This window comes from Streptomyces sp. NRRL B-24085, from assembly GCF_001282115.1.
Lineage (GTDB): Bacteria > Actinomycetota > Actinomycetes > Streptomycetales > Streptomycetaceae > Streptomyces.
Genome location: NZ_LJBR01000097.1, coordinates 55,804 through 67,770 on the forward strand (window position 1 = coordinate 55,804; position 11,967 = coordinate 67,770).

An 11,967-nucleotide genomic window follows, 5' to 3' on the forward strand; every position below is an offset into this window, starting at 1 on the left:
TTGCGACAATGCAGGGGTATGTTGTCACAATGTAGAAGGGACGTGTATGCCGCTCCATCACGCCGTGCTCGCGCTGCTGACCCGGCGACCGAATCACGGATACGAACTCAAGGCCCGGTTCGAGGAGGCCGTCGGCCCGCAGTGGGGCGGCCTGAACATCGGTCACCTCTACCAGATCCTCGAACGGCTGGTCCGTGACGGCTATGTCTCGCGCTCGCAGGTCACGCAGACCGACCGGCCCGACAAGAACCTCTACACGCTCACCGAAGCGGGCGAGGCCGAGCTGCGCTCGTGGGCGACCACCCCCTGGGTGCGCGTCGGCGGCTTCCGCGACGAGCTGTTCCTGAAGCTCCTCGGCGCTGTCGCGCTGGGCCCCCAGGCCCTGGCCGCACTGATCGAGTCGCAGCGGCAGACGTACCTGTCCGAGCTCGCGGGCCTTTCGCGGCAGCGCCGCGCCCACGCCGACGAGCCGCTGGTCGCCGTCCTGATCGACGCCGCCATCGCGCACACCAAGGCCGACCTCGGACTGCTGGACAGCGCCGCGCAGCATCTGGGCCCGCTCGCCACGGCACAGAGCGCGCAGGCGCCCGAGCGCTCAGCCTCAGGGGCACGGGATGACGCCGACGAGGCTCCGAGGGGCAGGGCGGGATGAGAGGGGGCCGTGCGATCGCCGGGAGGGGCGCTCGGTCAGGAACGAGCAGGGAGGGGCGCTCGGTACCGGCTCATTCCCCCTGACCGGGCTTCGCCAGCTCCGCGTTGAACTGGGCGCCGACCAGAAGGGCCAGGTTGGACAGCCACAGCCAGACCAGGAAGACCACGACGCCCGCCAGCGAGCCGTACAGCCGGCTGTACGTGCCGACGTGCGAGGTGTACAGGGCGAACCCGACCGAGACGGCCAGCAGGAGGGCCACCGCCAGGGTGCCGCCCGGCGCCGTCCGGCCGACGGGGCGGGAGCACGCCGGGCCCGAGCGGTACAGGACCAGGACCAGGGCCACGGCGACCGCGGCGATGACCGGCCACCGCAGTGTGTCCCAGCCGGCCTGGAGACCGGTGCCCAGGTGCAGCGCACTGCCCAGACGCCGGACGAGGCTGCCGCTGATCAGCAGCGCGAGGGTCGAGGTCAGGAGCAGGGCGAGCAGCACCAGGGCGGTGGCGAGGATGCGCGGAGCGGTACGCCAGACCGGCCGGTCCGCGTCGACGCGGTGCATGGCGTAGAGCGCCCGGCGGAAGACGCTCAGATAGCTGCATCCCGACCACAGGGCACCCGTCCCACCGACGAAGATCAACGTCCATGCCGTCGACGACTGCCCCGCCATCTGCCGCAGGGTGCTGCGCAGCAGGGCACGGGACGCGCTCGGCGTGGCCTGCACCACGCGGTCGATGACCTCCGGCTCGGCGGTGGGCACGGCCAGACCGAGGATCGAGAGAATCACCAGCAGGGAGGGGAACAGGGCCAGCACCGCGTAGTAGGTGAGCGCCGCGGCCCAGTCCGTGACGTCGTCGTTCCAGACCGACACCGGCGTCCGGCGCAGCGCCGCCCGCCATCGCGCCGTGCGGCCGTCCGCGTCATCCATGGCGAGACCTTCTTGTGGGTACGGGCTCGTGGGTACGGGCTGTGGTTACGGGCTTGTTGTTACGAGGCGATCTGGTCGTTTCACAGGAAGCGTCGGATCGGTCCGACCGCGGCCTCCCCGACGCGTTGCAGCACGGCCCGCCGTCTCCACCGGTGCAGGTCGATGTCCACACTGCGTTCGAGATCCTTCTCGTAGTCCCGGTCGAGGGCGGCGGTGAACTCCTCGTCCAGCACGGCGAGCATCACCTCTTCGTCGTGGTCCATGGAGCGCCGGTTGAAGTTGGTGGATCCGATGAGGGAGGCCACCGAGTCCACGGTGATGATCTTGGCGTGCATCATGGTCGGCTGGTACTGACGTATGTGCACGCCTGCCCGGAGCAGACGCGTGTAGTGGTGCTGACCGGCCAATTGACAGGCGCGCTGGTCGGTGTGGGGACCGGGCAGCAGGATCTCGACCCGCACCCCGCGACGCGCGGTCTCGCACAGCAGGTCGATGAAGTAGTCGTCCGGGGCGAAGTAGGCGGTGGCCAGCCGGAACCGTTCCTCGGCGGAGCTGAGCATGATCCGGATGAGGGTCTGCATGTCCTGCCAGCCGATGCTCGCGGAGCCGCGGACGACCTGTACCACCGACGAGCCGGCCTGCCGGTGTTCCGTGAAGCGGTCACGGGCGTCGAAGAGCTCGTCGTGGCACTCGGCCCAGTTCTGCGCGAACGCGGCCGCGATGCCGTCGACGGCCGGACCGCGCACCTGGACATGGGTGTCCCGCCACTCGGCGGGGTTGCGCGCGTCGCCGCACCACTCCTCCGCGATGCCGACGCCGCCGGTGAAGGCGGTGTCCTCGTCGACGACGAGGGCCTTGCGATGGCAGCGGTGGTTCTGCTTGAACGGCGACAGCCACGCCGGCTTGCGGAACCATGCCACCTGCACGCCCGCGGCGCTCATGAGGTCCAGCAACCGCCCCTCGATCGACTTGGCGCCGAAGCCGTCGAGCAGCAGTCGTACCCGCACCCCCGCACGGGCGCGTTCGGCCAGCGCGTCGGCGAAGTCGTGGGCGATCTGCCCCCGCCAGTACACGAACGTCATCATGTCGATGGTGTGCCGGGCCGAACGGATCGCTCCGAGCATCGCGGGGAAGATCTGATCGCCGTTGCGCAGCGGCACCAGGTCGTTGCCCTCGGTCGCGGCCACGCCGATCAGCCGCTCCAGACGGCGGCGCAGCCGCTGCTTGCGCGCCGCGAGGTCGGGGGTGGTGTCCTGTGCGAGCAGTGCGGGTCTGCCACCGAGTGTCACGCCGGGTCTCCGAAAGGTCGCGAAGCGGGAACGTCACGGGCCGGCGAACCGGCCCGAACAACCGCCTTCCCGGTCGGCGCCGCGGCACACGATTACCCCGGTCACGGGTTCCTGCGGCACGATGGCGCTGACATCCCGCCCGAGAGCGTGGCCCCTCTGGAGCCCTCGACCACCTGACCCCCGGAAGGCCGCCGCATGAGGATCTCGCAACGCGCCCAGTCCGTCGCGCCGTTCTACGCCATGGAGTTCGGCAAGCACGCCGCGGCGCTGGAGGCCGAGGGGCGGCACGTCGTCAAACTCAGCCTGGGGGAGCCGGACTTCGGGGCCCCGCCCGCCGTGATCGAGGCGATGCGGGACGCCGTGGGCAGCAGGCCCATGAGCTACACCGGGGCGCTCGGGCTGCCCGAACTGCGCCTTGCCATAGCGCGGTTCTACGGTGAGCGGCACGGCGTCGACGTCGATCCGGGCCGGGTCGTCGTGACCGCCGGGGCGTCGGCCGCGCTGGTGCTGGGCGCCGCCGCCCTGGTCGAGCCCGGCGACGAGGTGCTCATCGCCGACCCCTCCTACCCCTGCAACCGGCAGATCGCCGAGAGCTTCGGGGCGCGGGTCACGCTCGTGCCCACCAGCGCCGGGTCGCGCTACCAGCTGGACGCGGCGTCCGTGCGGTCGCACTGGACGGACCGCACCCGCGGGATCATGGTCGCCAGCCCCTCCAACCCGACCGGCACCTCGGTGCCGGCCGCCGAGCTGGCCGCGATCAGCGAGCTCGCCAGGGAGCGGGACGCCTGGCGGATCGTCGACGAGATCTACCTCGACCTCGGCGACCACGACGAGCACGGACGGCCGCCGCGCAGTGTGCTGTCGTACGACCCGGACGCCGTGGTCATCAACAGCTTCTCGAAGTACTTCGGGATGACCGGCTGGCGGCTGGGCTGGTGCGTGGTGCCCGAGGCGCTGGTGCCCGCGCTGGAGCGGCTCGCCCAGAACTACATGATCTGCGCCTCCACCCCCGCCCAGCACGCCGCGCTCGCCTGCTTCACGCCCGAGTCGCTCGCCGTGTGCGAGGAGCGGCGGGCCGAGTTCGGGCGGCGGCGGGCCCTCGTCCTCGACGGGCTCGCACAGATCGGGCTGCCGGTGCCCGTGCCGCCCGACGGGGCGTTCTACGTCTACTTCGACGTCAGCGGCACCGGACTCACCTCGTGGGAGTTCTGCGGGCGGGCGCTCCAGGAGGCGCAGGTCGCGCTCACGCCCGGGCGGGACTTCGGGGTGGGCACCGCCGACACGCATGTCCGGCTGTCCTACGCGGCCTCGGCCGGGGAACTGCGCGAGGGGATCGCGCGGCTCGGGAAGTTCGTCGCCGCGCTCGTCTAGACACGGCACAGGGGCCGGTCCGCCGAGACCGGCCCCTGTGTCATGCGGATGCTCAGACCAGGTCGAAGCGGTCCAGGTTCGAGACCTTGACCCACGCGTCGACGAAGTCCTTCACGAACTTCTCCTTGGCGTCGTCGCTCGCGTAGACCTCGGCGAGCGCGCGCAGCTCGGAGTTGGAGCCGAAGACCAGGTCGGCTCGGGTGCCGGTCCACTTCAGCTTGCCCGTCTCCGCGTCACGGCCCTCGAAGTGCGTCTGGTCCTGCGAGGTGGACTTCCACGTCGTGCCCAGGTCGAGCAGGTTGACGAAGAAGTCGTTGGTCAGGACGCCCGGACGGTCGGTGAAGACGCCGTGCACGGTGCCGCCCTGGTTGGCGCCGAGGACGCGCAGACCACCGACGAGGACGGTCATCTCGGGGGCGCTCAGGGTGAGCAGGTTCGCCTTGTCGAGCAGCAGGTACTCGGCCGGCAGACGGTTGCCCTTGCCGACGTAGTTGCGGAAGCCGTCCGCGGTCGGCTCCAGCGCGGCGAAGGACTCGACGTCGGTGTGCTCCTCGGTCGCGTCCACACGGCCCGGCGTGAAGGGGACCTCCACGGCGTAGCCGGCGTCCTTGGCGGCCTTCTCGATCGCCGCGGCACCCGCGAGGACGATCAGGTCGGCCAGGGAGACCTTCTTCGCACCGGTGTTGAACTCGGCCCGGACGCCCTCCAGGACGCGCAGGACCTGCGCGAGCTGCTCGGGGTCGTTGACCTCCCAGCCGCGCTGCGGCTCCAGGCGGATGCGGGCGCCGTTGGCACCGCCGCGCTTGTCGCTGCCGCGGAAGGTGGACGCCGAGGCCCATGCGGTGGAGACGAGCTGCGAGACCGTGAGGCCGGTCTCCAGGATCTTGACCTTCAGGGCCGCCACGTCGGCGGCGTCGATGGCCTCGCCCTCGGCCTGCGGCAGCGGGTCCTGCCACAGCATCGTCTCGGCGGGGACCTCCGGGCCGAGGTACAGGGACTTCGGGCCCAGGTCACGGTGGGTCAGCTTGTACCAGGCGCGGGCGAAGGCGTCCGCGAACTGGTCCGGGTTCTCGTGGAAGCGCTTGGAGATCTCGCCGTAGATCGGGTCGAAGCGCAGCGAGAGGTCGGTGGTGAGCATCGTGGGCCGACGCTTCTTCGACGGGTCGTGGGCGTCCGGGATGATCTCCTCGGAGTCCTTGGCCACCCACTGCTTGGCGCCGGCCGGGGACTCGGTGAGCTCCCACTCGTAGCCGAAGAGGATGTCGAAGAACTCGTTGGTCCACTGGGTGGGCCTGGTGGTCCAGGTGACCTCGAGACCGGAGGTGATGGCGTCGCCGCCCTTGCCGGTGCCGTAGGTGGACTTCCAGCCCAGGCCCTGGTCGGCCATGTCGGCGGCCTCGGGGTCGTTGCCGACGTGGTCGGCGGGGCCGGCGCCGTGGGTCTTGCCGAAGGTGTGGCCGCCGGCGATGAGGGCGACGGTCTCCTCGTCGTTCATCGCCATGCGGCGGAAGGTCTCACGGATGTCGCGGGCCGCGGCCAGCGGGTCCGGGTTGCCGTTGGGGCCCTCGGGGTTGACGTAGATGAGGCCCATCTGGACCGCGCCGAGCGGGTTCTCCAGCTCGCGGTCGCCGGTGTAGCGCTGGTCGTCGAGCCACGTGGTCTCGGGACCCCAGTAGACGTCCTCGTCGGCCTCCCAGACGTCGGCGCGGCCGCCGCCGAAGCCGAAGGTCTTGAAGCCCATGGTCTCCAGGGCGACGTTGCCGGTGAGGATCATCAGGTCGGCCCAGGAGATGGACTGGCCGTACTTCTTCTTGACCGGCCACAGCAGACGGCGGGCCTTGTCCAGGTTGCCGTTGTCCGGCCAGCTGTTCAGGGGCGCGAAGCGCTGCTGGCCACGGCCGCCACCGCCGCGGCCGTCGCTGATGCGGTAGGTGCCGGCGCTGTGCCAGGCCATCCGGACCATCAGGGGGCCGTAGTTGCCGAAGTCGGCCGGCCACCAGTCCTGCGAGGTGGTGAGCACCTCGGCGATGTCCCGCTTCACCGCGTCCAGGTCCAGGGCCCGGAAGGCCTCGGCGTAGTCGAAGTCCGCGCCGAGCGGGTTCGCCACGACGGGGTCCTTGGCGAGGATCTTGAGGTTCAGGCGCTCCGGCCACCACTGGCGGTTGCCGCCGCCCTGGGTGGGGTGCGCGGCGCGCCCGTGCGCGACCGGGCAGCCGCCAGTGCCCTCGGGCTTGGAGTCGGTGACGATTGCGTCGTGGTTCTCAGACATGTCAGTCCTTCCGAACTGGGTGGATCACGGTGCTGAAGTAAGCCCTTGGGCGGAACAGGCGGGGCACAGGCCCCAGTAGATGACCTCGGCCTCGTCGATCGAGAAGCCGCGGTCGTCGGAAGCTGTCAGGCAGGGCGCGTGACCGACGGCACAGTCGACGTCGACGACGGCCCCGCACGACCGGCAGACCAGGTGATGGTGGTTGTCCCCGACCCGTCCCTCGAACCGTGCCGGGCTGCCGGGCGGCTCGAGGCGGCGCACGAGGCCGGCCGCGGTGAGCGAGTGCAGGGCCTCGTACACGGCCTGGAGGGATATGTGGCCGAGACGGTCGCGCACTCCCGTGGCGATCGCGTCGGCCGCGAGGTGGTCACCGGCCCGGACGGTCTCGAGCAGTGCGACGCGCGCGGCCGTCACCCGCAGGCCGGCACCGCGCAGCTCAGCGGCGGTGTTCGGAGGCTGGGGGGCGGTCATGGGGAACAACCTACCCTCACAAACACGAATGGTTCAAGAAATGGAACCGTTCCAAGTCTGTGGCGCGTCGGATCCGGCCAGGCCCGGCGCGCGGAGGCGCTCACAACAGTGCCCGGTCAGCTGTGCGGGCGGTGTAACCCCTGGTGAACGGCTCGGGAGACATCTGTGTAATGGGCATTTCGTACGGTCGGTGGAGATCGAATCGGCTGAGCTCAGGAGGCGTGCCCGTGGTGCGGACGGTCTGCTCGTACTGCGGGGTGGGCTGCGGCCTGGTCCTCGACATCGGGAGGGGCCCGGACGGACGGCGTACGGTCCTGAAGGCGTCCGGCGACAAGGAGCACCCCGCCAACTTCGGCAGGCTCTGCACCAAGGGCGCCACCACCGCCGACCTGCTCGCGGCGCCGGGACGGCTGGCCACGGCCCTGGTGCGCCCCGAGCGCGGCGCGGAGGCCGCTCCCGCCCCGGTGGCCGAGGCGATCAGCCGTACGGCCCGGCGGCTGCGGGAGATCGTCGACGAGCACGGCCCCGACGCGGTCGCCCTCTACGTGTCCGGGCAGATGAGCCTGGAGGCGCAGTACCTGGCGAACAAGCTCGCCAAGGGGTTCCTGCGCACCAACCGGATCGAGTCCAACTCCCGGCTGTGCATGGCGAGCGCCGGCACCGGCTACAAGCTCTCGCTCGGTGCGGACGGCCCGCCCGGCTCGTACCAGGACTTCGACCAGGCCGACCTGTTCCTCGTCATCGGCTCCAACACGGCCGACTGCCACCCCATCCTGTTCCTGCGGATGATGGAGCGCGTGAAGTCGGCGGGCGCCAAGGTGATCGTCGTCGACCCGCGGCGCACCGCCACGGCCGCGAAGGCGGACCTGTTCCTCCAGATCGAGCCGGGCACCGACCTCGCGCTGCTCAACGGCCTGCTGCACCTGCTGCACGCGAACGGCGACACCGACCCGGACTTCATCGCCGCCCACACCGAGGGCTGGGAGGCGATGCCGGAGTTCCTCGCCGACTACACGCCCGCCGCGGTGGCCGGGATCACGGGCCTCGCCGAGGAGGCCATCCGGGAGGCGGCCCGGCTGATCGGGGCGGCCGGCGAGTGGATGAGCCTGTGGACCATGGGGCTCAACCAGTCCACCCACGGCACCTGGAACACCAACGCCCTGGTCAACCTCCACCTCGCCACCGGTGCCGTCTGCCGCCCCGGCAGCGGCCCGTTCTCCCTCACCGGCCAGCCCAACGCGATGGGCGGCCGTGAGATGGGCTACATGGGCCCGGGCCTGCCCGGCCAGCGGTCCGTCCTGGTCGACGAGGAGCGGGCCTTCGTCGAGGAGCTGTGGGAGCTGCCCCCGGACACCCTGCGCGCCGACGGCGTCGGCAAGGGCACGGTCGAGATGTTCCGGAAGATGGCCGACGGCGAGATCAAGGCCTGCTGGATCATCTGCACCAACCCGGTCGCCTCCGTCGCGGGCCGCCGCACGGTCATCGAGGGCCTGGAAGCGGCCGAGTTCGTCGTCACCCAGGACGTCTTCGCCGACACCGAGACCAACGCGTACGCCGACGTCGTGCTGCCCGGCGCGCTGTGGACGGAGGGCGAGGGCGTCTTCGTCAACAGCGAGCGCAACCTCACCCTGACACCGGCGGTCGCCGACCCGCCCGGCGAGGCCATGGCCGACTGGCGGATCATCGCCGCCGTCGCCTGCGAGATGGGGTACGAGAAGGGGTTCTCGTACGACAGCGCCGAGGACGTCTTCGAGGAGATCAAGCGGGCCTGGAACCCCAAGACCGGCTGGGACCTGCGCGGGGTCTCCTACGAGCGGCTGCGGCGGACGCCGGTCCAGTGGCCCGCGGGGAGCGAGGACGGACCCGACCGCAACCCGATCCGGTACGTGGAGGAGGACGGGACGCTCCGCTTCCCCACGGCGAGCGGACGTGCCGTGTTCCACGCCCGGCCGCACATCCCGCCGGCCGAGATGCCGGACGACGACTACCCCTTCGTCCTGAACACCGGGCGGCTCCAGCACCAGTGGCACACGCTGACCAAGACGGCGAAGGTGGCGAAGCTGAACAAGCTGGACCCCGGGCCGTTCGTGGAACTGCATCCGCGGGACGCGGCGGACCTGGGAGTGGCCGAGGGCGACTCCGTGGAGGTGGCCTCGCGGCGCGGGCGGGCCGTGCTGCCGGCCGTGGTCACGGACCGGGTGCGGCCGGGGTGCTGCTTCGCGCCCTTCCACTGGAACGACCTGTTCGGGGAGTACCTGAGCGTCAACGCGGTGACGAACGACGCCGTCGACCCGCTGTCGTTCCAGCCGGAGTTCAAGGTGTGCGCCGTGTCGCTGACGCGGGTGCCCACGCCGGTGACCGTGCGGACTCCGGAGGGTGCGGCGGCTCCGGTTCCGGCCGCGGTTCCGTTTCCGAGGCCGAGTTCGGCAGTCGCGTCGCGGACGGCCGGGGCCGCGCCCATCGCGTCCGCGGCCATGTCGGTCTTCGGTCTCGACCCGGCTCCGCCGCCGGTCCTCACCGCGCAGGAGCGCCAGTACCTCGTCGGCTTCCTCGCCGGGGTCCCGGCCGGCGCGCCCGGGGTCCCGGTCCTGCCGCCCGACGCTCCCTTCAGCCCCGAGCACGCCCTGTGGGTGAACGGCACACTCGCCGGGATGTACTCCCGGGCCACCACCACACAGGCTTCGGGCGTACGGCCCCCGGTCACGGGCCCACGCCGTGAGGTCGTGATCCTGTGGGCCTCGCAGACCGGCAACGCCGAGGAGTTCGCCGGCGCCACCGCCGAGCGGCTCACCACCGTCGGCCACCGGGCCTCCCTGCTCGGCATGAACGAGGCCGACCTCGGCGAACTCCCGCCCGGCGCCGACCTGTTGCTGATCACCAGTACCTTCGGCGACGGTGACGCCCCCGACAACGGCAGCGGCTTCTGGGAGAGCCTGGCCGATCCCGGCACCCCTCGTCTGGAGGGCCGCCGGTACGCGGTACTGGCCTTCGGGGACTCGTCGTACGACGACTTCTGCGGGCACGGCCGCCGGCTCGACCAGCGCCTCGACGAACTGGGCGCGCTGCGGCTGGCCCCGCGCACGGACTGCGAGCCGGACTTCGAGAACGCGGCACACGGGTGGCTGGACCAGGTGCTGACCGCGCTGACCGACACCCCGGCGCCCGGCACGGAGGAGTCCGCTCCCGCCGTGCGCCCGCCGACCGCTCAGGTGCCCTTCGGCACCCCGCCCCGGGTGACGGTCCCGGCGCCCTCCGGCACCCCGCCCCGGGCGAAGAGGACCGCCCCCGTCCTCGCCCGCCTCACCGGCAACCGGCTGCTGAGCCTGCCCGGAGCCGGCAAGGAGGTCCGCAGGTTCACCTTCGACACCCGGCACGGCGGGAGCCCGCTGCTGTACGAGGCGGGCGACGCGCTCGGCATCCGGCCGCTCAACTCGGCCGGCCTGGTGGAGGAGTGGCTCGCGGTCACCGGTCTGGACGCCGGGGCCGCGGTGGACGTGAACGGTGTGGGCGAGGTCCCGTTCGGCGAGGCGTTGCGAAGCCATCTCGACATCACCCGGATCACCCCCGGCCTGCTCCGGTTCGTCGCCGAACGCACCCGCGACCCACGGGAGCTGAAGAAGCTCCTGCGCCCGGACAACAAGGACGAGCTCGCCAAGTGGGGCTGGGGCAGGCAGGCCGTGGACGTGATCACGGAGTACGCCGTGAAGGCCGGCCCGCAGGAGTGGGCGCGGACCCTCGGGCGCCTCCAGCCGCGCCTGTACTCCATATCGTCCAGCCCGCTGACCGACCCGCACCTCGTCTCGCTGACCGTCTCCGTCGTGCGCTACGAGAACCTGCACGGCCGGCCCCGCCAGGGCGTCTGCTCACCCTTCCTCGCCGACGCCGCCCCCGACACCCCGGTGCCCGTCCACGTCCAGCGCTCCCCGCACTTCCGCCCGCCGGCCGACCCCGCCACACCCATGGTCATGGTCGGTCCCGGCACCGGTGTCGCCCCCTTCGTCGGCTTCCTCGAACAGCGCCGGGCACTCGGCCACCGCGCCCCGAACTGGCTGTTCTTCGGCGAACAGCACAGGACGACCGACTTCTACTACGAGGACGAGCTGACCGGCTTCCTCGCGGACGGCACCCTCACCCGCCTGGACACCGCGTTCTCCCGCGACCAGCGCGCCAAGGTCTACGTGCAGGACCGGATGCGCGAACACGGCGCGCTGCTGTGGTCCTGGCTCCAGGACGGCGCCCACCTCTACGTGTGCGGCGACGCCTCCCGCATGGCGAAGGACGTCGACCGGGCGCTCCGGGACATCGCGGTCCTGCACGGCGGACTGGACGAGGCGGGCGCGGCGGCGTACGTGAAACAACTCGCCACCGACAAGCGCTATGTGCGGGACGTCTACTGACCGGACCGCCGCAGGGGCGCCGGATCGGGCGTGGGAGTATCGGTCGCCGTGAGGGCGTCCCCCGGAGTCCGGAGCCTGCGCGCGGCGGTGTTCGCCGCGCTGTGCGTGCTGCTGGCCGCCGGTGGACACACCCTGGCGACCGGCATGGCACCACCGCTGTGGACGCAGGCGGCCGGGTTCGTGCCGGTGTTCGCGGCCGGATGGCTGCTCGGCGGCCGGGAACGGTCGCTCGGGGCCATCGGCGGGGCGACGCTCACCTCCCAGGGCGGACTCCACCGGTGCTTCGCGGCCGCCCGTCCGCCCACCGCGACGCTCATGCACGGCATGCGCATGACCCACCCGCACGTCCACGCCCTCACCCCGCACGCCACCGCCGCCCATGTCTCGGCCGCCCTGCTGCTGACCTGGTGGCTCCGGTGCGGCGAGGCCGCTCTGTGGTCCCTGCTGCGCCGGGCCCTCGCCCTCGTCCCCGGCCTCGCCGCCTGGTGGCAGGGGTACGGCGAACCGGCCGCACCGGACCCCGTGCGGCCGCCCGCGGACGCCCCGCGCACCCCCCGCCCCCTGCTGCTCCGTCACACGGTCCACCGGCGCGGACC

The 11,967-nt window shown here is 71.8% G+C and carries 8 protein-coding genes; 4 read left to right on the plus strand and 4 right to left on the minus strand.

Going from position 1 to position 11,967, the window contains the following annotated elements; all coding sequences use genetic code 11:
* The first annotated feature begins 46 nt into the window (after positions 1-46).
* Positions 47-652 carry a PadR family transcriptional regulator gene (locus AOJ26_RS13575; protein WP_078959885.1) on the plus strand — a complete coding sequence of 202 codons (606 nt, stop codon included), beginning with the start codon at positions 47-49 and terminating at the stop codon, positions 650-652.
* A gap of 70 nt (positions 653-722) precedes the next feature.
* On the opposite strand, the gene AOJ26_RS13580 is transcribed toward AOJ26_RS13575, so the two are convergent.
* A complete protein-coding gene (locus tag AOJ26_RS13580) occupies positions 723-1,574 on the minus strand; it encodes a YihY/virulence factor BrkB family protein (RefSeq protein WP_053848512.1) in 852 nt (283 codons plus the stop codon).
* A gap of 80 nt (positions 1,575-1,654) precedes the next feature.
* The gene (locus AOJ26_RS13585; RefSeq protein ID WP_373413139.1) at positions 1,655-2,863 is read right to left on the minus strand and encodes a phospholipase D-like domain-containing protein; all 1,209 of its coding nucleotides are present in this window, start codon (positions 2,861-2,863) and stop codon (positions 1,655-1,657) included.
* A gap of 195 nt (positions 2,864-3,058) precedes the next feature.
* On the opposite strand from AOJ26_RS13585, the gene AOJ26_RS13590 reads away from it, so the two are divergent.
* On the plus strand, positions 3,059-4,234 hold the full coding sequence (locus AOJ26_RS13590; protein WP_053848513.1) for a pyridoxal phosphate-dependent aminotransferase: 1,176 nt from the start codon (positions 3,059-3,061) through the stop codon (positions 4,232-4,234).
* Positions 4,235-4,286: 52 nt separating this feature from the next.
* On the opposite strand, the gene katG is transcribed toward AOJ26_RS13590, so the two are convergent.
* Positions 4,287-6,503 (minus strand): catalase/peroxidase HPI, encoded by a 2,217-nt coding sequence (katG, locus tag AOJ26_RS13595; RefSeq protein WP_053848514.1) that lies wholly within the window; start codon positions 6,501-6,503, stop codon positions 4,287-4,289.
* Positions 6,504-6,527: 24 nt separating this feature from the next.
* Positions 6,528-6,974: a Fur family transcriptional regulator gene (locus tag AOJ26_RS13600; protein ID WP_053848515.1), complete on the minus strand. Its 447-nt coding sequence runs from the start codon at positions 6,972-6,974 to the stop codon at positions 6,528-6,530.
* Between the two features lie 170 nt (positions 6,975-7,144).
* Between AOJ26_RS13600 and AOJ26_RS13605 the strand changes: the two genes are divergently transcribed.
* Both AOJ26_RS13605 and AOJ26_RS13610 read left to right on the plus strand, forming a co-directional pair.
* Positions 7,145-11,371 (plus strand): molybdopterin-dependent oxidoreductase, encoded by a 4,227-nt coding sequence (locus tag AOJ26_RS13605; protein ID WP_053848516.1) that lies wholly within the window; start codon positions 7,145-7,147, stop codon positions 11,369-11,371.
* An 87-nt stretch (positions 11,372-11,458) separates the two neighbouring features.
* Positions 11,459-11,967 (plus strand): hypothetical protein (locus AOJ26_RS13610; protein WP_053848517.1); only part of this gene is annotated, 509 nt, incomplete at its 3' end.